Annotated in this window: 21 protein-coding genes; 9 read left to right on the top strand and 12 right to left on the bottom strand. The window is 71.4% G+C overall.

From position 1 onward, the window contains the following. Nucleotides 1-22 precede the first annotated feature (22 nt). Genes ABZU74_RS29755 through ABZU74_RS29745 form a run of 3 tightly spaced genes read right to left on the bottom strand, consistent with a single transcriptional unit; the run spans nucleotide 23 to nucleotide 4201 of the window. Entirely contained in the window at nucleotides 23-1585 is a 1563-nt protein-coding gene (locus tag ABZU74_RS29755; protein WP_355430698.1) for a lysine 5,6-aminomutase subunit alpha, read from the bottom strand. Continuing rightward, on the bottom strand, nucleotides 1582-3147 hold the full coding sequence (locus ABZU74_RS29750) for an amidohydrolase (protein WP_355430695.1): 1566 nt from the start codon (nucleotides 3145-3147) through the stop codon (nucleotides 1582-1584). The genes ABZU74_RS29755 and ABZU74_RS29750 overlap by 4 nt, the downstream gene beginning before the upstream one ends. Before the next feature lie 4 nt (nucleotides 3148-3151). Further along, nucleotides 3152-4201 (bottom strand): zinc-binding alcohol dehydrogenase, encoded by a 1050-nt coding sequence (locus ABZU74_RS29745; RefSeq protein ID WP_355430718.1) that lies wholly within the window; start codon nucleotides 4199-4201, stop codon nucleotides 3152-3154. Nucleotides 4202-4354: 153 nt separating this feature from the next. Here ABZU74_RS29745 and ABZU74_RS29740 point away from each other — a divergent pair, with 153 nt between their 5' ends. After that, the gene (locus ABZU74_RS29740) at nucleotides 4355-5746 is read left to right on the top strand and encodes a lysine 2,3-aminomutase (RefSeq protein WP_355430692.1); all 1392 of its coding nucleotides are present in this window, start codon (nucleotides 4355-4357) and stop codon (nucleotides 5744-5746) included. Between the two features lie 183 nt (nucleotides 5747-5929). Then, entirely contained in the window at nucleotides 5930-7102 is a 1173-nt protein-coding gene (locus tag ABZU74_RS29735; RefSeq protein ID WP_355430689.1) for a low temperature requirement protein A, read from the top strand. Between the two features lie 22 nt (nucleotides 7103-7124). On the opposite strand, the gene ABZU74_RS29730 is transcribed toward ABZU74_RS29735, so the two are convergent. The 3 genes from ABZU74_RS29730 to ABZU74_RS29720 all read right to left on the bottom strand — a co-directional run bounded on the left by ABZU74_RS29730 (nucleotide 7125) and on the right by ABZU74_RS29720 (nucleotide 8826). Then, nucleotides 7125-7865: a polysaccharide deacetylase family protein gene (locus ABZU74_RS29730; RefSeq protein WP_355430687.1), complete on the bottom strand. Its 741-nt coding sequence runs from the start codon at nucleotides 7863-7865 to the stop codon at nucleotides 7125-7127. A 350-nt stretch (nucleotides 7866-8215) separates the two neighbouring features. Next, nucleotides 8216-8557, bottom strand: a complete 342-nt coding sequence (locus tag ABZU74_RS29725) for a YnfA family protein (protein WP_355430715.1) — start codon at nucleotides 8555-8557, stop codon at nucleotides 8216-8218. Between the two features lie 74 nt (nucleotides 8558-8631). Next, nucleotides 8632-8826, bottom strand: coding sequence for a CsbD family protein (locus tag ABZU74_RS29720; RefSeq protein ID WP_355430684.1), 195 nt, complete (start codon nucleotides 8824-8826; stop codon nucleotides 8632-8634). A gap of 157 nt (nucleotides 8827-8983) precedes the next feature. Between ABZU74_RS29720 and ABZU74_RS29715 the strand changes: the two genes are divergently transcribed. Then, a complete protein-coding gene (locus ABZU74_RS29715; protein WP_355430681.1) occupies nucleotides 8984-9595 on the top strand; it encodes a histidine phosphatase family protein in 612 nt (203 codons plus the stop codon). Here ABZU74_RS29715 and ABZU74_RS29710 read toward each other — a convergent pair. The 3 genes from ABZU74_RS29710 to ABZU74_RS29700 form a co-directional block, all read right to left on the bottom strand. Next, nucleotides 9525-10031, bottom strand: coding sequence for an Lrp/AsnC family transcriptional regulator (locus ABZU74_RS29710; protein WP_355430675.1), 507 nt, complete (start codon nucleotides 10029-10031; stop codon nucleotides 9525-9527). The genes ABZU74_RS29715 and ABZU74_RS29710 overlap by 71 nt on opposite strands. A gap of 108 nt (nucleotides 10032-10139) precedes the next feature. Next, the gene (locus ABZU74_RS29705; protein ID WP_355430672.1) at nucleotides 10140-11282 is read right to left on the bottom strand and encodes an acyl-CoA dehydrogenase family protein; all 1143 of its coding nucleotides are present in this window, start codon (nucleotides 11280-11282) and stop codon (nucleotides 10140-10142) included. After that, entirely contained in the window at nucleotides 11279-12394 is a 1116-nt protein-coding gene (locus ABZU74_RS29700; protein WP_355430669.1) for a Xaa-Pro peptidase family protein, read from the bottom strand. Before ABZU74_RS29700 ends, ABZU74_RS29705 begins: the two co-directional genes overlap by 4 nt. A gap of 202 nt (nucleotides 12395-12596) precedes the next feature. On the opposite strand from ABZU74_RS29700, the gene ABZU74_RS29695 reads away from it, so the two are divergent. Then, a complete protein-coding gene (locus ABZU74_RS29695; RefSeq protein ID WP_355430666.1) occupies nucleotides 12597-13964 on the top strand; it encodes a glycosyl hydrolase family 18 protein in 1368 nt (455 codons plus the stop codon). A 68-nt stretch (nucleotides 13965-14032) separates the two neighbouring features. Here ABZU74_RS29695 and ABZU74_RS29690 read toward each other — a convergent pair whose 3' ends face one another. Continuing rightward, nucleotides 14033-14926, bottom strand: a complete 894-nt coding sequence (locus ABZU74_RS29690; protein ID WP_355430663.1) for a winged helix-turn-helix transcriptional regulator — start codon at nucleotides 14924-14926, stop codon at nucleotides 14033-14035. A 165-nt stretch (nucleotides 14927-15091) separates the two neighbouring features. On the opposite strand from ABZU74_RS29690, the gene ABZU74_RS29685 reads away from it, so the two are divergent. The 3 genes from ABZU74_RS29685 (at nucleotide 15092) to ABZU74_RS29675 (ending at nucleotide 17675) form a co-directional block, all read left to right on the top strand. Further along, nucleotides 15092-15319 (top strand): hypothetical protein, encoded by a 228-nt coding sequence (locus ABZU74_RS29685; RefSeq protein WP_355430660.1) that lies wholly within the window; start codon nucleotides 15092-15094, stop codon nucleotides 15317-15319. Nucleotides 15320-15379: 60 nt separating this feature from the next. Next, the gene (locus ABZU74_RS29680; protein WP_355430657.1) at nucleotides 15380-16312 is read left to right on the top strand and encodes a 5'-3' exonuclease; all 933 of its coding nucleotides are present in this window, start codon (nucleotides 15380-15382) and stop codon (nucleotides 16310-16312) included. A 154-nt stretch (nucleotides 16313-16466) separates the two neighbouring features. Continuing rightward, complete coding sequence (locus ABZU74_RS29675) at nucleotides 16467-17675, top strand: low temperature requirement protein A (RefSeq protein ID WP_355430654.1); 1209 nt, start codon at nucleotides 16467-16469, stop codon at nucleotides 17673-17675. A 29-nt stretch (nucleotides 17676-17704) separates the two neighbouring features. On the opposite strand, the gene ABZU74_RS29670 is transcribed toward ABZU74_RS29675, so the two are convergent. Next, complete coding sequence (locus tag ABZU74_RS29670; RefSeq protein WP_355430651.1) at nucleotides 17705-18415, bottom strand: Asp/Glu racemase; 711 nt, start codon at nucleotides 18413-18415, stop codon at nucleotides 17705-17707. Nucleotides 18416-18459: 44 nt separating this feature from the next. After that, the gene (locus tag ABZU74_RS29665; protein WP_355430648.1) at nucleotides 18460-19287 is read right to left on the bottom strand and encodes a hypothetical protein; all 828 of its coding nucleotides are present in this window, start codon (nucleotides 19285-19287) and stop codon (nucleotides 18460-18462) included. A gap of 252 nt (nucleotides 19288-19539) precedes the next feature. Between ABZU74_RS29665 and ABZU74_RS29660 the strand changes: the two genes are divergently transcribed. Both ABZU74_RS29660 and ABZU74_RS29655 read left to right on the top strand, forming a co-directional pair. Next, a complete protein-coding gene (locus ABZU74_RS29660) occupies nucleotides 19540-19746 on the top strand; it encodes a hypothetical protein (protein WP_007460667.1) in 207 nt (68 codons plus the stop codon). Nucleotides 19747-20409: 663 nt separating this feature from the next. Then, nucleotides 20410-21369, top strand: coding sequence for a TIGR03557 family F420-dependent LLM class oxidoreductase (locus ABZU74_RS29655; RefSeq protein ID WP_355430712.1), 960 nt, complete (start codon nucleotides 20410-20412; stop codon nucleotides 21367-21369). Nucleotides 21370-21477 lie beyond the last annotated feature (108 nt).

Raw genomic sequence — 21477 nt, 5'->3', positions numbered from 1 at the left:
CCGGTTCTCTCGCTGCGCTCGCTCACGACGCCGCCGCCTCCAGGATGTCGGTTGCCGGGTTGCAGTAGTCGGCCTCGTGCGCGGCGACCCCGTCGAGGCCCTTGCCGCGGTCCGCGGGCCGCTTCATGATCCCGAACGTGCCCTCGGCGATCGCCGTCAACAGTGTCTGTTCCCCGATGCGTTCCAACAGGTCCAGTGCCTCACCGAGGACCTGGTTGGCGCGGCGGCGGATGAACCCGCCCGGCGCGGGCACGAAGTCCTCGTGCAGCCCACCGGCCGCGCCCAGGACGTAGCGCACGTTCTGCAGGGCGATGTCCCGGTCGGACAACCACGGCGTCACCACCGCCTCGGTCATCATCCCCACCAGCAGGATGCCCTGACCGGTCAGCGCCCCGGCCAGGTTGAAGAACCCGTCGAGCAGGTTGCCCCGGAACACGTCACCGGTCATGTGCTTCGTCGGCGGCATCCACTTCAACGGCGCGTCCGGGAACAACTCCCGCGCCAGCAACGCGTGCGCCAACTCCAACCGGAACGACTCCGGCACCTCAGGGTTGATCTCGAACGCGTGCCCCAACCCCAACTGCCAGTCCGCCAACCCCGCCTCGTGCGCGAAGAACTCGTTGAGCAGCTGCGACACCGTCACCGTGTGCGCCTCGTCGACCGCGTCGGCGGTGGTCAGGTAGTTGTCCTCACCGGTGTTGATGATGATCCCGGCGCGGGCGTGCACCTGCCGGGAGAACCGCTGGTCGACGAACGTACGCACTGGGTTGATGTCGCGGAACAGGATCCCGTACATCGAGTCGTTCAACATCATGTCGAGGCGTTCCAACCCGGCCAGGGTCGCCATCTCCGGCATGCACAGCCCGGACGCGTAGTTGGTCAACCGCACGTAGCGGCCCACCTCCCTCGACGACTCGTCCAACGCCGCGCGCATCAGCCGGAAGTTCTCCTGCGTGGCGTACGTGCCGGCGAAGCCCTCCCGGGTCGCGCCCTCGGGCACGTAGTCCAGCAACGACTGCCCGGTGGAGCGGATCACCGCGATCACGTCCGCGCCGGCCCGCGCCGCCGCCTGCGCCTGCGGAATGTCCTCGAAGATGTCACCGGTGGCGACGATCAGGTAGATCCACGGCCGCTGCTTCGGGTCACCGTGCCGCCTGATGAGACGGTCCCGCTCGGCGCGCCGCCGGTCGATGCGCCGAATGCCCGCACCGACCGCCTTACGCGCCGCCGACCGGGCAGCCGTCGCCGCCCGCCCGGTGGGCTGGGTGAACCGCACCGACCCGGCGGCAGCCTTCTGCGCCAGCAACGTCACGTCGGTGCTGCCCTCCCGGACCAGGGCGTCGAACACCGGCACCGCCACCCCGTGCCCCAACCCCACATCCGCGGCGACCGCGTCGACGAGCCGGTTCACCCACGGAATGCCGTCCGGGTCGGCGCCGGTCACCCCGGCCAACCGCAGGACCGCCCGCTCCACCGACACCGTGGTGTGGCTGCGCGCCAGGTCCACCACCGGCTGCCCGGCCCGACGCGCCAACTCCCGCGCCCGCGACACCAGCACCGGATCAAGATCAAGCTTGCCGCTCACGACGACCCTTCCTCATAGATGACCTCACCGCGCAACACCAGACGCCGGCACACCGGCAGCGGCGTCGGGTCGTCCGGACCCCGCGCCTCCGGGTCCTCGGCCTGCAACACCGGCAGACCCCCCTGCACCCCCGCCGGCGTCGACCACACCGCGAACGTCGCCGGCGCACCCAGCGCCAGGACCCCCTCGACGTCCAGGTGCACCGCCCGCCACCCACCACGGGTGTGCGCAGCGAACGCCGAACGCACACCCATCCGCTGCGCCGGGTTGTGGTGCGCCACCGCCGCCCGCACCGACCCCCACGGGTCCAGCGGCGTCACCGGCGAATCCGACCCGAACGCCAACGCCACCCCCACCGAGTGCATCGCACCCATCGGGTTCGACTCCAACGACCGGTCCAACCCCAACCGCGTCTCGTACATCCGGCCCGCGCCACCCCACAACCGGTCGAACGCCGGCTGCATGCTCGCCACCACCCCGTACTCCACGAACCGCGCAATCAACGCCTTGTTCATGATCTCCGCGTGCTCGATGCGGTGCCGGGCCGCCCGCAACCGCTCCACCCCCACCGTCCGCGCCGCCGCCGCGAACCCGTCAAGGACGGTCCCGATCGCCGCGTCCCCGATGGCGTGGAAACCGCCCTGCATGCCGTGCGCCGCGCAGTCCAGCAGGTGATCACGCACCTGCTCCACCGACAGGTACCCGTGCCCGCAACCGTCACCGTCGCCGTACGGCTGCGACACGTGCGCCGTGCGCGAGCCCAACGCCCCGTCGGCGAACAGGTCCCCACCAGCGCCGACCGCGCCCAACTCCCGGGCCAGCGCCGCGCCACCCAACTCGCCCCAGTACCCGTACACCTCCGGCAGGCCCGCGCCGGAGATCCCCAGCAGACCCGTGAAGTCCTCCTCGTCGGAGATGTCCGGACCACCGCACTCGTGCACCGCAGCGATCCCCAACGACGCCGCGTGCGCCAGGGCCACCCGCTGCGCCGCGACCCGCTGCGCCCGACTCACCGACCCCTGCGCGGCCGCCCGCACCACGTGGTGCGCGTCGCGCCGCAACCAGCCCGACGCGTCGTACCCGGCAGCCTGCGCCGCCTGCGGGCACGCCGCCAGCAACGCCGACGACACCAACGCCGAGTGGATCGACGCCTGCGACAGGTACACCCGCCGACCACCGGCGGCCCGGTCCAGGGCCGCCGCGTCCGGCAACGTCGGATCCGACCAGCCCGACTCGTCCCACCCGTGTCCCAGCACCACCGCGTCCGCCGGCAGATCCGCCGCGAACCCCGCCACCGCGTCGAGAAGATGCCCCGCCGAGCGCACAGCAGACAACTCCAGGCCGGACAACGCCAACCCGGTGTCGGTGGCGTGCACGTGCGCGTCGACGAACGCCGGCGTCACCAACGCCCCGCCCAGGTCCACCACCCGGTCGGCCGGCGGTGCGTCACCGTCGGTCCCCAACCAGACAATCCGCCCACCGGACACCAGCAACGCGGTGGCGCTCGGGTCGGCGGGGCAGTGCAGCACGCCGCCGCGATACAACGTCGAGGGGTTCGTCATGACCTCAGTCTGCCGCGACCCGCGCCGCGAACAGCTGACGCACCCCCGGCTCGGCCCGCAGCAGCCCCAACGCCAACTCCGCGTGCCCCGGCACGTACCCGTTGCCGACCAGCATCGTCACGTCCGCCGCCAACCCCTCCGCGCCCAACGCGGCCGCGGCGAAGCTCGTCGCCATCGAGAAGAAGATCACTGTGCCGCCGTCCGCGGTGGCCAGCACCGCACCGTGCTCACACCCCGGCACGTCCACGCAGACCACCGTCACCTCCGCCGGCGCCCCCAGCGCGGTGGTCACCGCCGTGGACAACCCCACCGGGTCGCGCGCGTCGGCCAACGCCACCACCGACGCCAGACCGGCGGCCGTCAGCGCGTCGCGCTCCGCCGCCACCGGCACCACCCCGACGGTACGCGCGGCACCCGCGCGTCGCGCCGCCGCCAGGGACAGCGACCCGCTCTTACCCGCCCCGCCGATCACCGCGACCCGCACCGGCGTCGGATCACCGCTACGCCGACGCTCCTCGACATAGCGCGACACCACCCGGGCGGTCAACGCGGGCGCCCCGCACACGTCCAGCACCGCGAGCGACAACTGCGGGTCCTCGTCGTCGGGCAGCACCGCCGCGATGGACCGCGCGAACAGGATCGCCCACCCGTCACACGGCACCTGCTCGCTGCGCCCGTCCCAACGGGCCAGCCCGTCGGTGATCACCAGGGGCGTCAGCGTCAGCGACACCAGGGTCGCGACCCGCTCCCCCGCCTTGAGCCCCAGCGGGGACCGCCGGCCGGCCTCCTCGACAGTGCCGATCAGCATGCCACCCGACCCGGTCACCGGGTTCTGCATCTTCCCCCGGGTCGCAATGATCTCCAGCACCTCGGCGCGGACCGCGTCACCGTTCCCGCCGTGCTTCTCCGACAACTGCCGGAAGCTCGCCGCGTCCAGGTTGAGCCGCTGCACCCGGATCCGCACCTCGTTCGGGGCGATCGCCGCCGACGTGTCCAGGCGCCAGGCCGCCTGCGGCAGCACCCCCGCCGGTTGCACGACGCGGTGCAGTCCCACCGGTGACGTCACGCCAACCTCCCCTGCCCAGCCGCCCGAAGCCCCGGTCAAGGCTCGCGTAACGGGAAAACTTACGGCAGACTAGTTTCTGTACCGAATATTTTCCAGTAGCCTTCGGGCTCCGATGATCCACCGCACCACCGAGGAGGGGCCGTGACCCACACCATCCCGCACCCCCGTCACGCCCCGGTCGCCGTACCGACCGCCGGGCAGCCCTACGAATACCACCGCCGCCCCCTGGTCGAACCGGACTGGACCCGCTTCCCCGGCTGGCGCCACGTCACCCGCGACCAGTGGGAATCCGCCCAGTGGCAGCGCGTCAACTGCGTCAAGAACACCAAGCAACTCCGCGCCGTCTTCGGCGACCTGATCGACGAGACCTTCTACGCCGACCTCGAGGCCGACCAGAAGGCCATGGCCACCATGTCCATGCTGGTGCCACCACAAATGATCAACACGATGGTGCCGTTCGCCACCCTCACCACCGAGGCGCTGCTCGCCGACCCCATCCGCCGCTACATGATCCCGGTCGCCTCCGACCGGCGCACCGACTGGCCCTCACACCCCTACGCCAGCCGCGACAGCCTCCACGAGCACGACATGTGGGTCGCCGAGGGGCTCACCCACCGCTACCCCACAAAGGTCCTCGCCGAGCTGCTCTCCACCTGCCCGCAGTACTGCGGGCACTGCACCCGCATGGACCTGGTCGGCAACTCCACCCCCGCCGTCGACAAACTCAAACTCACCCTCAAGCCCGTCGACCGCTACGACGCCCACATCGCCTACCTCAAGGCCCACCCCGGCGTCCGCGACGTGGTCGTCTCCGGCGGCGACGTCGCCAACGTCCCCTGGCGCAACCTCGAGTCGTACCTCATGCGCCTGCTGGAACTGGAAACGGTCCGCGACATCCGGCTCGCCACCAAGGCCCTCATGGGCCTGCCCCAACACTGGCTGCAGCCCGACGTCGTCGAAGGCCTGGAGCGGGTGGCCCGCACCGCCGCCCGCCGCGGCGTCAACCTCGCCATCCACACCCACGTCAACCACGCCCAGTCGCTCACCCCACTGGTCGCCAAGGCCGCCCAGACCGCCCTCGACGTCGGCGTCCGCGACGTCCGCAACCAGGGCGTCCTCATGCGCGGCGTCAACGCCACCACCCCGGAACTGCTCGACCTCTGCTTCGCCCTGCAAGGCGAAGCCGGGATCCTGCCGTACTACTTCTACATGTGCGACATGATCCCCAACGCCGAACACTGGCGGGTCCCGGTCTGGCACGCCCAGCAGCTCCAGCACGACATCATGGGCTACCTCCCCGGCTACGCCACCCCGCGCATCGTCTGCGACGTCCCCTTCGTCGGCAAACGCTGGGTGCACATGCTCACCGACTACGACCGCGAACGCGGCATCTCCTACTGGACCAAGAACTACCGCACCTCCATCGAATCCGCCGACCTGGAGGCGCTCAACAAGCGCTACGCCTACTACGACCCGATCGACACCCTCCCCGAGGGCGGCCAGCAGTGGTGGGCCGACCACCGCGACGACTGACCCACCGACGACTGACCCACGACGGCGGCACCCCCGGGAGATTGCCCGGGGTGCCGCCGTTCCCGTCACCGGCAGCCCAGACCCTCGACGTACCCGGACCGCAACAGCCCACCCACGGCGCTTCCCCGGGCGAATCCTCAACCCAGGAACACCACCCACCGCCGACGACTAGCGTCCACCACCATGAGACACCCGCGGCCCGCCCCCGACACGGGCACCGGCGACCGGGTCACACTCGACGAAGTCTTCTTCGACGTCGTGTTCGTCCTCACCGTCACCCAACTGGCCCACGCCCTCGAAACCCACCTCAACTGGGTCGGATTCGGCCGCATCACCCTCATCCTCGGCCTGCTCTGGTACCTCTACACCGGCTACGCCTGGCTCAACAACCACCTGCCACCCCGACAGAACGCCACCAGACTGCTGCTCTTCGCCGGCATGGCCGGCTTCCTGCTCAGCGCCGTCGCCCTACCCGACGCCCTCACCGGCGGCGGCGCGCTCTTCGCCGTCGGCTACCTCGTCGTGGTCACCGTCCACCTCATCCTGTTCCTGCACACCAACGCCCGCCGCGGCGCACTGCGACTCGCGCCCTACAACTTCGGAGCCGCGCTCCTCGTCCTCGTCGCCGCCGCGTTCACCGGCCCCGCCGTACCCGCCCTCTGGGCCGCCGCCGTCTTCACCCAGTCCGTCCTGCCCTACCTGCTCCCCCGCCTCTCCTGGATCGGCGCCCCCGACGCCTTCCACCTGCGCCCCGCGCACTTCGTCGAACGACACGGACTGCTCGTCATCGTCGCCCTCGGCGAATCCGTCGTCACCATCGGCATGGGAGTACCCGCCGACCAGCTCACCGCCGCAACGGCCGCCGCGATCGTGCTCGCCCTCGCCATACCCGCCGCCCTGTGGTGGACCTACTTCACCGACACCCGACCCGCCACCGCGGCCCTGGCCGCCGCCACCCCCGCCGCACGCAGCCGGATGGCCGCCCGCACCTACGTGTTCCCCCACTTCCTGCTGCTGCTCGGCGTCATCTCGACAGTCGCCGGCCTCCATGCCGCCGTCGCCCGACCCGATGAACCGGCCACCACCGGCGCCGCCCTCGCCCTCGGCGGCGGCACCGCGCTCTACCTGGTCGGCATCGCCGCCGTGCGGCGCGCCCTACGCGTGGCCATCCCCCCGACCCGACTCGCCGCCGCGGCGGCAGCGCTGGCCACCGTCGCCATCGGCGTCAGCCTCCCGGCGACCATTCAGCTCGTCACCACAATCGCCATTTTGGTGCTGATGCTGGTGACCGACGCCCGGCGGTCCCTCCGTCACGGTGACGGCGAGCGCACATCGCTCGGCACGGAACGAGCGTGACGGCCCGGCTGCCCGCGCCGGCTCAGGCGCCGGCCAGCACCTCGGACAACGGCGCCGCCACCAGCCCCCGCTCCCGCAACCCGGCCAGGATGTGCGGCAACGCCTCATCGGTCATCGCCGCGTTCGCCTCGGTCACGTGCATGATCACCACGGACCCGGGGCGGACGTGGTCCAACACCGCCCGCACCAGCGGCTTCCACGCCGTCGCGAACGGATCACCGCTGACCACGTCCCCGTCGACCACCGTCACACCCAACGGCCCCAACGCGTCCAACGCCGCCGCGTCATGGCACAAACCCGGAAACCGGAAGTACCTGGTCTGCCGACCCCCGTACGGCGCGATCACCTCGAACGTCTTCGCCACGTCGGCGGCCAACTCGTCCACCGGCAGCCGCGGCAGGTCGTAACAGTCAGCGGTGAACGCCGCGTGCCCGTACGTGTGGTTGGCCAACTCGAAGCGCGAATTACCGGCGATCCGCCGGGTCACGTCCGGATACCGCTGCACCCACTTGCCGGTCAGGAAGAACGTCGCCGGCACCTGCTCCCGCTCCAGCAGGTCGAGGATGCGCAGGTTCGCGTACGACTTCACCCGGCCGGCCCGCAAACTGGCCAACATCCCGTCGGTCATGTCCGCGTCGAAGGTCAACGCCACCTTCGCACCGGTACGCGGACCGTGATCCACCACCGGCGCCCTGGTCCCGGTCGGCGTCGCCCCCGGCACCGAGGCGAACGCCGGCGGCGACGGGACACCGACCGACGGCACGGCTGGGCCGACACCTGCGGAAGGCGCCCCCGAAGAGGCACCGACCGACGGCGCGACGGATGGCGTGGACGGGCTCGACGAGGCGGCCGAACCGACGAAGACCGGCTGGTCCGAGGGTGGCACCCGGGACGCTTCACACCCGGCACTGCCGAGGATGGCCGCCACAACCAGTACGCCAAGAGACGGGCGTAGCCGAGCTCGGATCACGCCGCAGATCATCGCAGACGCGAAAGCCTCTCACTGCCCCACGTGCCGTCGTGAGGGCTCGCGGGTGCGCGTCTCAGCCCCGCCCGAGCGGTGCCGGACACACCGCCCACCGAGCACCACCCGATCAAGTCTCGCGCCCGGGTTCAGGCGGATCCCCCGCGCGGGGCGTACATGATGACGGCCACGCCGAGCAGGCAGAGCGCCGCGCCGGTGAGGTCCCACCGGTCCGGGCGGAAGCCGTCCACCACCATCGCCCAGCCCAGCGACCCGGCCACGAACACCCCGCCGTACGCGGCCAGGATCCGGCCGAAGTTCGGGTCCGGCTGGAACGTCGCGACGAAGCCATAGCAGCCCAGCGCGACCACCCCGGCCGCGACCCACCACAGCCCGCGCTGCTCCCGCCAGCCCTGCCAGACCAGCCAGGCGCCGCCGATCTCGGCCAGCGCGGCCAGCACGAACAACACCAGGGAACGCAGCACCGTCAGGTCGCCGACCCTAGCGGCCCACACGTGTCGGGTCCCCGGGCAGCACCTGCCCGGGGACCCGACGACCGCTCAGGTCACTTGTTGAAGGCGTCCTTAATCTTGCTGCCGGCATCCTTCATGCTCTGCCCGGCCTGCTTGGCGCGCGCGTCGCTCTGCTGGCTCGCGCCCCCACCACGCATCGACTCGTTGTCGGTCATGTCGCCGACGCGCTGCCGCGCGGCACCGGTCACCTGCTCAACCTTGTTCTTTGCCTTCTCGGTGAAGCTCATCGCGCCTCCTCGGTCTGGCGGTTGCCGTGGCTCGTTTGCCCGGTCTCCCGGTGCCGAAACTGGCGGTGCCGGTCGGCACACCCGCTAAGGCATCCTAGGAAGATAGGTTGTAGGTGGGTCGCCTGTCCGCCCCGCCCCGCGATGGTTAACTGACCGCATGGGAGAGCTCCTGCTGATCCGGCACGGCGAGACCACCTGGAGCGCCAGCCTGCGGCACACCTCGTACTCCGACCTGGAGCTGACCCCCGACGGCGAACGACAGGCCCGCACCCTGGCCGCGTTCCTGGCCGGCCGGCGCTTCGTCACCGTGCTGACCAGCCCCCGCTCCCGGGCGCTGCGCACCGCGCAGCTGGCCGGGCTCACCGTCGACGCCGTGGACGAGGACCTCAGCGAGTGGAACTACGGCGAGTACGAGGGCCGCACCACAGTCGACATCCACGACGACGATCCGCACTGGAACATCTGGACCGACGGCTGCCCCGGCGGGGAGTCCCCCGCCCAGGTGGGCGAACGGCTCGACCGGGTGCTGGCCCGCGTCACCCCGCTGCTCGACCGCGGCACCGTCGCGCTGGTCGGGCACGCGCACAGCCTGCGGGTGCTCGGTGCCCGCTGGATCGGCCTGCCCCCGTCCGCCGGTGGACGGCTACGCCTGGACACCGCAACGGTCAGCGCGCTCGGTCACGAGCACGGCCGACAGGTCATCCTGCGGTGGAACCAGCCGGCTCCTCCGGCGCCCGGGACCGCGACCGACTCGGTGCCGCAGCGCTGATCTTCGGCGGCCGGTTCTCGTACGGGGTCGACAACACCACAGTCGTGCGGGTGGTGACGTTCGCCGAGGTGCGGATCTCCTGCAGCACCCGCTCCAGATCGGTGGGGCTGGCCACCCGCACCAGCAGCAGGTAGAAGTCCTCCCCCGCCACCGAGTAGCAGGAGTCGATCTCCGGCAGGTGAGCCAGCCGCTCCGGCGCGTCGTCCGGCTGCGACGGATCGAACGGCCGGATCGCCACGAACGCGGTCAGCGGCAGGTCCAGCGCCTCGAACGACACCCGGGCGGCGTACCCCTTGATCACCCCGCGCTGCTCCAGCCGGCGGACCCGCTGGTGCACGGCGGACACCGACAGCCCCACCCGCTCGGCCAGGTCGGTGTACGACAGACGGCCGTCGGCGGTCAGCGCGGCGACGATAGCGCGGTCGATCTCCTCCACGGCGTGCAACCTACCGGGAAAACCGTCGCACGGCGACGAGGTACCCGGGTGGCGGGCCGCGGTGGGCGGTGACGCACCCACCGCGGCCCGCGCCATCACGTACCGTCGTCAGTCCTTCGCGAGGGCCCGGGAGATCACCATCCGCTGGATCTGGTTGGTGCCCTCCACGATCTGCAGCACCTTCGCCTCGCGCATGTACCGCTCCACCGGGTGGTCGGCCACGTAACCCGCGCCGCCGAGCACCTGCACCGCGTCGGTGGTCACCCGCATCGCCATGTCGGTGGCGAAGAGCTTCGCCTTGGCCGCCTCGATCGCGTACGGGCGGCCGGCGTCGCGCAGCCGGGCCGCCGCCAGGGTCAGCGCGCGGGCGGCGGAGATCTGGGTGGCCGCGTCGGCGAGGAGGAACCCCAGCCCCTGGAAGTCGATGATGGAACGCCCGAACTGCTGCCGCTCCCGGGCGTAGGTGACCGCGTAGTCCAGGGCGGCCTGGGCCAGCCCCACCGCGCACGCCGCGATGCCCAGCCGGCCGGAATCCAGCGCGGACATGGCGATGGTGAAGCCCATCCCCTCGCCGCCGATCAGCCGGTCGGCCGGCACCCGCGCCTCGTCGAAGGCGATCTGCGCCACCGGGGAGGCGCGCAGCCCCATCGTCCGCTCGGCCGCCTGCGGGGTGATACCGGCCGTGCCCGCGTCGGCGAGCAGGCAGGAGATCCCCTTCGGGCCGGGCCCGCCGGTGCGGCAGAAGACGTTGTAGAAGTCGGCCGTCCGGGCGTGGGTGATCCACGCCTTGGTGCCGGAGACCAGGTACGCGTCGCCGTCCCGGTCCGCCCGGGTGGTCAGCGCCGCCGCGTCCGAGCCACCCTGCGGCTCGGAGAGGCAGTACGCGCCCAGCAGCTCGCCACCGAGCATGTCCGGCAGCAGCTTGCGCTGCTCGTCGGTGCCGAACGCCGCCACCGGGTAGCAGGACAGGGTGTGCACGCTGACCGCCTCGGCGACCGCCAGCCAGCGGCTGGCCAGGATCTCCAGCACCTGCAGGTACACCTCGTACGGCTGCGCCGCGCCGCCGTACTCCTCCAAATAGGGCAGGCCGAGCAGGCCGGCCCGGCCCAGCGTGCGCAGCACCTCGCGGGGGAACTCGGCGCGTTCCTCGAAGGCCGCGGCCTTCGGCGCGAGCTCGCGGTCGGCGAGCTCGGTGGCGAGGCCCAGCAGGTCGTGGGCCTCGTCGGTGGGGAGGATCCGGTCGACAGTCATAGCGCGATGAGCTCCGTGGGGGTGATGTTGAGCCGTTGCACGCCGTCAGTGGTGCAGACGACGATGTCCTCGATGCGGGCGCCGTGCCGGCCCGCCAGGTAGATGCCCGGTTCGATGGAGAACGCCATGCCGGCCTCGAGGGGTCGGTCGTTGCCGGCCACCAGGTACGGCTCCTCGTGCCCGTCGAGACCGATGCCGTGGCCGGTGCGGTGCAGGAACGCGGCACCGTAGCCGGCGGCGGCGATCGGCGCCCGGGCCGCGGCGTCGGCCGCCGCGCCGGTGATCCCGGGCCGCACCGCCGCGACGGCAGCGCGCTGGGCGTCGCACAGCACCGCGTAGTAGTCCAGGAAGTCGGCCGGCGCCGACCCGCCCGCCACATAGGTGCGGGTGCAGTCCGAGCGGTAGCCCGACGCCATCGTTCCGCCGATGTCGACCACCACCGGCTCGCCGACGCCGATCGGCCGGTCGGAGGTGCCGTGGTGCGGGCTGGCCCCGTTCGGCCCGGCCGCCACGATGACGAAGTCGACGGTGACGTGCCCGGCGGCGCGGATCGCCGCGGCGATGTCGGTGGCGACCTCGGCCTCGGTGCGCCCGGGGCGCAGCCACTCGCCCATTCGCAGGTGCACCTCGTCGATCGCCGCGCCGGCCTCGGCGAGCGCCGCGATCTCCGCCGGGGACTTGCGGATCCGCAGCTCGCGCAGCACCTCCCCGGCGACCCGTTGCGTGGCGTCGGGCAGCGCCGCGCGCAGGCCGAGAACCTGCTCGGCCCACATCCGGTCGGCGAGCCCGAGCGCCGCGACCGGGCCGTCGAGGGCGGCGACGACCAGGGGGTACGGGTCGGCGCCGTCGACGTGGTCGACGATGCGGACCCCGGTCGCCGGCGCTGGGGATGCCTCGGCGGCCGGGCGTTCGAGTCGGGGCACGACGAGGGTCGGCTCGCCCTCGGCGGGCAGCACCAGACAGGTCAGCCGCTCCCCCGCGTGAGCGTCGTACCCGGTCAGGTAGCGCAGGTCCGAGCCGGGGGTGAGCAGCAGGGCGTCCAGGCCGGCGGCGGCCGTCGCGCGCTGCGCGGCGATCAGCCGGTCGGGCGGATACAGCTCGTCGATTCCCACCCCGTCAGCTTAACGGTCGTTTGGGCAAACCCCCTATTCCCACCGACCGGCCACAAATCCATTGATGTTGATTGACTCGGACAGTTAACACTCTTTAAGATTTGGCTGCCTCGAGGCCCACCCGTCCCTGCGTCCCCGCATCCCCCGCCCGCGACAACCCTGCGCGGGCGGGTGTCGTCCCCCGCCCACGGGAAGGCCCCCGATGTCCTCACCACTGCGCCGCGCCCTCGCCGCCGGCCTACTCGCGCTGGCCACGGCCGGCGCCACCCTCACCGTCACCAGCGCCCCCGCGCAGGCCGTCGTGCTGCCGAACAACTTCAAGAGCGTCGGCTACATGCCCTCCTGGGCCGGCAACATCAACACCATCCAGTACAACAAGCTCACCCACATCAACTACGCCTTCGTCCTGCCCAACAGCAACGGCACCCTGCAGGGGGTGGACGGGGCTCGGCTCTCCTCGCTGGTCTCGCAGGGGCACGCCAACAACGTCAAGGTCTCCATCGCCGTCGGCGGCTGGAACGACGGCAACGACTCGGCCTTCGAGGCGCTCGCCGCCAACTCCACCAGCCGCACCAACTTCGTCAACAACCTGGTCAACTTCGTCAACCAGTACAACCTCGACGGCGTCGACATGGACTGGGAGTACCCCGACCCGGGCGCCTCGGCCAACAACTACACGGCGCTCATGACCCAGCTCAGCAGCGCCCTGCACAGTCGCGGCAAGCTACTCACCGCCGCCGTGGTCTCCGAGGGTTACTCCGTCGACGGCGTGCAGCCGGCCGTCTTCAACCAGGTCGACTGGCTCAACATCATGGCGTACGACGGCGGCAGCCCACACGCCAACTACGACTGGTCGATCAACAGCATCAACCTGTGGAAGGCCCGCGGCCTCCCGGCCAGCAAGGCCGTCCTCGGCATCCCGTTCTACAGCCGCCCCGTCTACTACAACTACTCGTACCTGGTCGGACTGGACCCGGCGAACGCCAACCGGGACTGCGCCACCATCGGCGGCAGCCAGCAGTGCTGGAACGGCATTCCGACGGTCAAGCGCAAGACGCAGTGGGCGCTGGCCAACGCCGGCGGCGTGATGAACTGGGAGCTGTCGCAGGACACCAGCGGCTCGACCTCACTGCTCAGCGCCATGTACGACACCATCATGGGTGGCACCACCCCGCCGCCGACCGGTCGTACCGGCCCGATCACCGGGATCGCCGGCAAGTGCGTCGACGTGGCCTCGGCGAGCACCGCCAACGGCGCCGCCATCCAGCTCTGGGGCTGCAACGGCACCAACGCGCAGACCTGGACCGTGGCCAGCGACAGCACGCTGCGCGCCCTCGGCAAGTGCGCCGACATCACCAGCGGCTCCACCGCCAACGGCGCGAAGGTCCAACTCTGGGACTGCAACGGCAGCGGCGCGCAGGTCTGGCAGGCGCAGTCCAACGGCACGCTGCGCAACCCGCAGTCGAACAAGTGCCTCGACGCCAGCGACAACAGCTCCGCCGACGGCACCCGGTTGCAGATCTGGGACTGCTTCGCCGGCGCCAACCAGCGCTGGACGCTCCCGGCCTGACGCTGCCTCCCGGTCGAAGGCCCGTCGGGGCCTCGGACCGGCCGGCTCGTAGGGTCCCCGGTCGACGCTCAGGCGTCAGCCGGGGACCCCGCAATTTCACGGACCAGGGTGAGCATCTCCTGCACCGAACCGGCCGGATCGGTGACCGGGAACTGCACGGCCCGCACCACCGCCGTCGGGTCGACCAGCAGCGTCAGCCGCTTGAACCGGGTCACCCCGCCGGCGCGGAACACCGGCAGCAGCAGCCCCGCCCCCAGACGACCGTCCTGATCGGACAGCAGCGGAAACGGCAGTTCGGCGTACGCGGCGAAGTCGGCGAGCTGGTCGGGCCGCTGGGTGCTGATGCCGTACACCCGGACACCAGCGGTCAGGAAGTCCGGATGACGCTTGGCGTAGGTGGTCGACTCCAGGGTGCACCCCCGGGCGCCGGGAATCTCCGCCCAGCCGGGCGGATAGCCGTGCGTCCCCGGCGCGTACGCCCCGGGGAACAGGTACAGCACCGTCCACGCGTCAGTCGCGGCCACCGCCACCGGCTGCCCGTCGGCTGCGGGCAGAACGACCTCGGGCAACCGCCGGCCCACCAGGTCGTGCGCGCGGCGCGCCTCGGCCGAACCGGCGTCGGCCGTCGCGGTCACGTCACCGTCACCCATCAGATGCCTGGTCCCCCAGTCCTGCAACGCGATCAGCACCGGCAACAGCCCCTCGCCCCTCGTGGTGAGCAGGTAGTCGTACCGCGGTGGGTGTCGCGAGTACGGCCTGCGCTCCAGCACACCGTGCTCCACCAGGGCGGCGAGGCGTTCGGTCAGCGCCCGCCGGCTGACGCCCAGTTCGCGTTGCAGCGCGTCGAAGCGGGTCGTCCCGCCGGCGACGTCGCGCACGATGAGGAACGTCCACCAGTCCCCCAGCACGCCGAGCGCCTGCGCGATGCCGCAGTCCGCATCGGCAAGATCCTCTCGCCGCACCGGCTACCTCCATTGGTTCCGTCAGACTATAGTCCGTTCCGGATTGGAACGCTTTGCATCGACGACCGACAGCGGTTCGCACGTCGGTTTCCCTGATCGAACGCCACCGGGAGCCATAGCCTGGGAGCGGGGAGCCGCCCGGACTCCCCGACCGGGAGGACCGACGTGGCAGCGAACCAGGCGAGCCGGGCGGCGACCCGCCGTCGCCGCCAACTGTGGGCCGGCGTGCTCGCCCTCGTCGGCCTGGTCCTCCTGGTCATCGGCCTCACCGTCGCCGACGGCATCGCCGCCTGGGTCGAGGTGGTGGTCGCGATCCTGCTGCTGGTAACCAGCTACGTCGTGCAGCACCTGGCCCGGCGGGAGACCGTCTACCAGCCCGACGAGCGACGCTGACACCACCGGCGCGGCCGGGCGTACGCCAGATCGTCGGACGGTTGTGCCAGGCTGTCCGGCGTGGCACACCGACCCCCGATCCTGCTGATCGACGCAGCCAGCCTCTACTTCCGGGCCTACTTCGGCATTCCGGAGTCCGCCGCCAAGGCCGAGGACGGCACCCCGGTCAACGCGGTGCGCGGCTTCCTCGACATGCTCGCCACCCTGATCCGGGTGCGCGGCGCCGACCGGATGGTCTGCGCACTGGACTACGACTGGCGCCCGGCGTGGCGGGTGGACCTGCTGCCGTCCTACAAGGCGCACCGGGTCGCCCCGCAGGGCGGCGAGATCGTTCCGGACACCCTCTCCCCGCAGGTGCCGATGATCCTGGAGGTCCTCGCGGCGGTGGGCATCACCGCTGTCGGCGCAACCGGCTACGAGGCCGACGACGTGCTTGGCACCCTCTCGGTGACCCAGCCGGGCCCGGTCGAGGTGGTCTCCGGCGACCGGGACCTGTTCCAACTCGTCGACGACGCCCAACCGGTCCGGCTGCTCTACGTCGGGCGCGGCGTCGCCAAGCTCGACGACTGCGACGACGCCGCGGTGCGGGCCCGCTACGGCGTGCCGGCCGACCGGTACGCCGACTTCGCCGCGCTACGCGGCGACCCGAGTGACGGGCTGCCCGGGGTGGCCGGCGTCGGCGAGAAGACCGCCGCCCGGCTGATCGAGCGGTACGGCAGCATCGCCGGCATCCTGGCCGCGCTCGACGACTCGGACTCGTCCTTCGCACCGGGGCTGCGCGCCAAGCTGGTCGCGGCACGCGACTACCTGGGCGTAGCGCCGAGGGTGGTCCGGGTCGCCCTGGACGTGCCCCTGCCGGAACTGCCCACCGCGCTGCCGAGCGCCCCGACCGACCCGGACCGGTTGCTCGAGCTCGCCCAACGATGGAACCTGGCCGGCTCGGCCCGCCGCCTGGTCGACGCCCTCGCCGCCCCCCGTGGGCAGGAGATCTAGCCGACCTCCAGAAAGACGGAGGGACACCCGCACCGATCAACCCGGTCGGGGGACGAGCGCGCGAACGGCGGGTTTCACGTTCGCCCGCTCGTTACCGTCCGTTGAGGTGGACCGGACAGGTCCGTCGAGTCGAGCGGTTCCGCAGGAGTTTCCCTTGCACCTCCCCGCGTCGGAGCCCGGGTTGCCGCAGGCCAGCGGTCCACCGGTACGCGACCCGGAGGCCTCACGCCGGGTCACCCTCCTCGAACTCTTCTTCGACCTGGTGTACGTGGTCGCGCTCGCGCTCATCTCGCGGGGAATGGTCGACCAGCTCGACTGGCACCGAGCCGCCCAGGCACTGATCATGCTGGCCGCCGTCTGGTGGACCTGGGCGATCACCACGCTGGTCACCGACCTGTACGACCCGGAACGCACCGAGATCAAGCTGTTGATCAGCGCCGTGATGTTCGGCGCGCTGCTGATGACCACGGCGATCCCGGAGGCGTTCAACGCCCGGGGGCTCGTCTTCGCCGGAGCGTACGTGGCGATCCACCTGGGGCGCGGACTGTTCCTGATGCCGGCGGTACGCCGCGAACCGCAGACCCAGCGGCGGGCGGCCCGCATCTTCCTCTGGTTCGTGGTCTCGGCGATCCCGTGGCTCATCGGCGCCTTCGTCAGCGGGGACGCCCGGATCGCGTGCTGGGCCATCGCGCTCTCCATCGACTACCTCGGCTTCCGGCTCGCGTACCCGGTGCCAGGGCTCGGGGTGGTGCCTGAGAAGCAGCGCAACGTCACGGCGGAGCATCTCTCCGAGCGCTACCAGCAGTTCTTCATCATCGCGCTCGGTGACGCCATCCTGACCATCGGCACCATGTTCAGCATGGGGCACAACGAGGCCGAGAACATCGGGGCGTTCGCGGTGACGTTCCTGACCACTCTGCTGCTCTGGCGGATCTACGTCCACAAGTCCGGCGAGCTGCTGCCGGTCGCCATCAAGGCGGCCGAGTCACCCAGCAAGTTCCTGTTCAGCGCCCCGTACACCCATCTGTTGATGATCGCCGGCGTGGTGACCACGGCCTCCGGTTTCCACCTGGTGCTGCACGAGCCGACCGGGCGGATCCCGCCGGCCTGGCTGGCGGTGATCCTCGGCGGACCAGCGCTGTTCCTGGCCGGCCGGGCGGCGTTCGAGTACGAGGTGTTCAGCCGGGTGTCGTGGTCCCGGCCCGGCGGGATCCTGGCGCTGCTGACCATCGCCCCCGGTCTGCTGTACCTGCCGCCGGGGTTCGCCTCCCTCGGTGGGCTGCTGGTGCTGGCCGGCGTGGCCTACGCGGACTTCCGGCGTAGCCACGGCAAGCCAGCGGAGAGCCCTTCACCGCCGCACTGAAGCACCCCCACCGCCGTCGGCCCCGCCACTCACCGGGGAATCGTGCCGGACAACAGTCGGCCGGCGTCGGGCACGTACGGCTCGACACCCAGGCCGGTGAGCAGTTGATGCACTGTCGCCGTCGCCGCGGTGAGCACCGGACGACCGAGACGGGCCTCCACCTGCGGCACCGCCGCCAACGACGGCAGCTGAACGCAGGCGGAGAGGACCACCGCATCCACGTCGGTCACGTCCAGGCGATCTGCCAGCTCGACCAGGCGCGTCGCGGGGATGCGCCCCACCGCCACGTTGTCCGGCTCGCCAAGGCTCACCGCCTCGGTCACCTGTACGCCGTACGCGGCGAGGTAGGCGGCGACGGTCGCGGTCAACGGCGGCAGGTACGGCGCGATCAGGGCCACCCGGCGGGCACCCAGCGCCCGCAGCCCGGCGACCAGCGCGCCGGCACTTGTCACCACCGGCATGTCGTGCCCGGCGCGACCGGCCGCGCGGCCCAGTCGCCGCTCAGCCCGCTCGTGCGCGCCGGCACCCTCGCACATCACCGCCACCAGGCAGGCGTACGCGAGCACGTCGCAGCGGGCGTCGGCCAGCTCGGCGGAACACCGCAGGGCGGAGCGGTTCATCCGGGCCAACTCGTCGGGCGTCACCTGGCGCAGCCGTACCCGGCTGGCGTGGGTGGTGAAGCGGACCGTCGGATCGACAGTCTCACGTCGGCGCAGCATCGCCGGGATCTCGGTTTCCATTGTGGTGTTGGAACTGGGCACCACCAGGCCGATCCGATAGCCGCTCACACCAGTGCCCCGGCGTACCCCCGGACCTGCAACCGTTGCCGGGCCGTGCCGGCCAGGCGCACCTGCAGGCCGAGCGGCGCGGCGGCGCGGCGGACGTCGTCCAGGTGCAGCGATCCGTGCCGGTCCACGGTGAGCACCGGCGGTTCTTCGAGGTCACCCTCCGGCGCGTGGAACGAGAGCAGGGTGACCGAGGTGGTGAGGTAGCCCGGGTATGCGGCGCGGGCCGCTGCCTCGTCCCGGTGGACCAGCACCACCAGATCGTCGAGGTGGGCGAAGTCGGCGGCGAGGGCGCCCGCCTTCCAGTGCGCCGGTTCCTCCACCGCGCCGGTGAGATGCCGGGACCGGTTCGCCGAGGTGATGTAAAGGTGATCCGATCCGGTCTCGGCGAGCGCCCGTTCGAAGAAGGCGTTGGACGGGCAGGTCAGCCCTGGTGCGATCACCTGGGTGGTCCGCATCCCCTGGTCGACCTGGGTGAGGTGCTCGGGGAGCCGATCCGCCGCGGGCCCACGGAAGCCGAACGGCCCGGCCCCGTAGAGGGCGTCCATCAGCGCTCGTACCCGACCGACCGGCAGGCGGGGCGAGATCCGCGTCCAGTCGAACATTCCCGGGATCCGGCCGACCGCGGTGGTGATGCTGCCGACCTGTTGGACCGGTCGCCCCTTGGCCAGGTTGACCCGACGTACGGTGGCCGCGTCGGGACGCGTGACGATGACGTAGAAGTTGGCGAACGCCGCCGCGACGATCGCGCCGCCAGCCAGCGCGCGGGCCGCGACCGCGACGTCCTCGGGGCGGTCGATGTAGAGGGGCGGTGTCGGGGCGTCCATGAGTCCTCCTCGGCGGGGCCGTGAGGCAGTTCTACGTCCACCCACCCGGATGACGGCGAGGTCGGTCGTCGATCCGATAGCCGACAGGCACTACCCCGTGCGGGTGGCGGATACCCGGGCGGTACACAACGACGGATCGCATTGGCCGGATGGGGGATCCCCCGGGGGGCCTAGCACGCAACCGTTAGCCGCGCGACCCGATTGGGTACAACGGCTGCACCTCAGATCCACCACATACCTCAGGAGGCAGCGATGCGCGGCACCTCGATTCTCGGAGTCATCGTCGTGATCTGGTTGGTGATCGGCGCGATCGCCGGTGGCCAGCGCGGTTATTACAGCGGCGACGACACCAACTGCGCCGAGGCCGGCACCATCCTGGTCACCATCGTGGCCGGGCCGTTGAACTACATCGGCGCCAACCCGAAGGTCGACTGCAAGCTGCCCGAGCCGTCCAAGTAGACAACAGACGCAGACCGGCCCGTGCCCCCGTTGCGGGGCACGGGCCGGCGCAGTTTCGGCGAGGTCGCGCAGGAGCGCTGGACGAGTAGGGCCCAACCCTGGCGGGGGCCGTGGGCGCAGCCGGCGGTCGGGGGGTCGGGGGGTCGGGGGGTCGGGGGTGACCGTCGGTCACTTCCGTCGGGGCGGATGCGGTATCGAGCGGTATACCTCATGGCGGGCCAGCCACAGCGAACGCTGGAGGTCGCTCCCCCGGACGCCGTAGCTGCGCCGGTCCCAGCCGGCCCGCTGCCAGCGTTCGACAGTGGGTCGACAGCGAGCGCACTCGACCGGGGTGCGGTCCACCAGCCACACAGGTCGGTTCCCGCGGCACCGCAAGTGGCCCTCGGAACACACCCGAGCACCCTCCAGTGCGCCCTCACCCCCGTCCTGATGAGGGACCTACTGCCGGCGCGCACCTGGCTCGCCGCCGGCCACCCGCTCACCGTCTGAAACCGGCAGACCGGCCCGAGCCGTGCCGCAGGCCGGCCCGGGCCGCGACACTGGGCGTACCGCACGCCGGCTAAGGCATCCTAGGAGGCTGGTTTGCCGTCCGGCGGCGTTTGTCCGCGCCAGGGCCGGGAACCGCCGATGCCTCAGTCAGCGAACGGGATCGGGAGCGTGGGCATGCAGATCGGCTACAAGTTGGCCTCGGAGGGGTACGGCCCCCAGGAGATCATCCGACAGGCCGTCCTGGCCGAGCGGGCCGGCTTCGACTTCGTCGAGATGAGCGACCACTTCCACCCGTGGCTGGACGCCCAGGGGCACTCGTCCTTCACCTGGAGCGTGCTCGGCGCCATCGCGGCCAGGACCAGCACCCTGCGCCTGGCCACAGGTGTCACCTGCCCGACCGTCCGCTACCACCCGGCGATCATCGCGCAGGCGGCGGCGACCATGGCACTGATCTCCGACGGGCGGTTCACCCTCGGGGTGGGCGCTGGCGAACGGCTCAACGAACACGTGGTCGGGCAGGGCTTCCCCAGCGTGCGGGGCCGACACGAGCGGCTACGCGAGGCGCTGGAAATCATCCGGCTGCTCTGGCAGGGCGGCTACCAGTCGTACGAGGGTCGGCACCTGCAACTGGAGGACGCCCGGGTCTTCGATCTGCCGGACACCCTGCCCGTGATCGCGGTGGCGGCCAGCGGTGAGCTGTCGGCGCGGCTCGCCGCCGAGTTGGGTGACGGCCTGTTCGCCACCGAGCCGGACGCGTCGATCGTCGAGCACTACCGCCGCGCCCAGGGTTCGGGCCCGCGTTACGCCGAGGTGCCACTGGCCTGGGCCACCGACGAGCAACAGGCGGTGCAGGCGGTGTTGCAGACGAGCCGATGGATGGTCACCGGCTGGAAGGTGATGAGCGAGCTGCCGAACCCGGTCAACTTCGACGCGGCCAGCGCGTACGTCGAGGAGAAGCACATCCGGCAACTCTTCGCCATCGGCCCGGACCCGGAACCGCACGTCGCCAAGGTCCGGTCGTACGTCGAGGCCGGCTTCGACCACATCGTCCTGCAGAATGCCGGCCCCGACCCGGACGGCTTCCTCGACTTCTTCGCCGGCGACCTCTCCGGCCGCCTGCGCGCTGTGGGGTGACGTCAGCCCCCCGTGAACAGGTGTCGAAAGTAGGTCAGAAGCGACGACGAAGCACCGCCCGTCCGGACGATCGTCCGGACGGGCGGTGCGCTCGGGATGGGTACGCGG

Source organism: Micromonospora sp. NPDC005171 (genome assembly GCF_040608575.1).
Lineage (GTDB): Bacteria > Actinomycetota > Actinomycetes > Mycobacteriales > Micromonosporaceae > Micromonospora.
The sequence above is the reverse complement of the archived record's forward strand: the minus strand, read 5'-3'. Positions and strand labels throughout refer to the sequence as shown.

Bases quoted from the DNA above. Each gene is read 5' to 3' on its own strand.
- ABZU74_RS29715 (WP_355430681.1), top strand. From the start codon at position 8,984: ATGGGAGAGCTCCTGCTGATCCGGCACGGCGAGACCACCTGGAGCGCC.
- ABZU74_RS29670 (WP_355430651.1), bottom strand. From the start codon at position 18,415: ATGGAAACCGAGATCCCGGCGATGCTGCGCCGACGTGAGACTGTCGAT.
- ABZU74_RS29655 (WP_355430712.1), top strand. From the start codon at position 20,410: ATGCAGATCGGCTACAAGTTGGCCTCGGAGGGGTACGGCCCCCAGGAG.
- ABZU74_RS29665 (WP_355430648.1), bottom strand. From the start codon at position 19,287: ATGGACGCCCCGACACCGCCCCTCTACATCGACCGCCCCGAGGACGTC.
- ABZU74_RS29660 (WP_007460667.1), top strand. From the start codon at position 19,540: ATGCGCGGCACCTCGATTCTCGGAGTCATCGTCGTGATCTGGTTGGTG.
- ABZU74_RS29705 (WP_355430672.1), bottom strand. From the start codon at position 11,282: ATGACTGTCGACCGGATCCTCCCCACCGACGAGGCCCACGACCTGCTG.
- ABZU74_RS29735 (WP_355430689.1), top strand. From the start codon at position 5,930: ATGAGACACCCGCGGCCCGCCCCCGACACGGGCACCGGCGACCGGGTC.
- ABZU74_RS29720 (WP_355430684.1), bottom strand. From the start codon at position 8,826: ATGAGCTTCACCGAGAAGGCAAAGAACAAGGTTGAGCAGGTGACCGGT.
- ABZU74_RS29695 (WP_355430666.1), top strand. From the start codon at position 12,597: ATGTCCTCACCACTGCGCCGCGCCCTCGCCGCCGGCCTACTCGCGCTG.
- ABZU74_RS29750 (WP_355430695.1), bottom strand. From the start codon at position 3,147: ATGACGAACCCCTCGACGTTGTATCGCGGCGGCGTGCTGCACTGCCCC.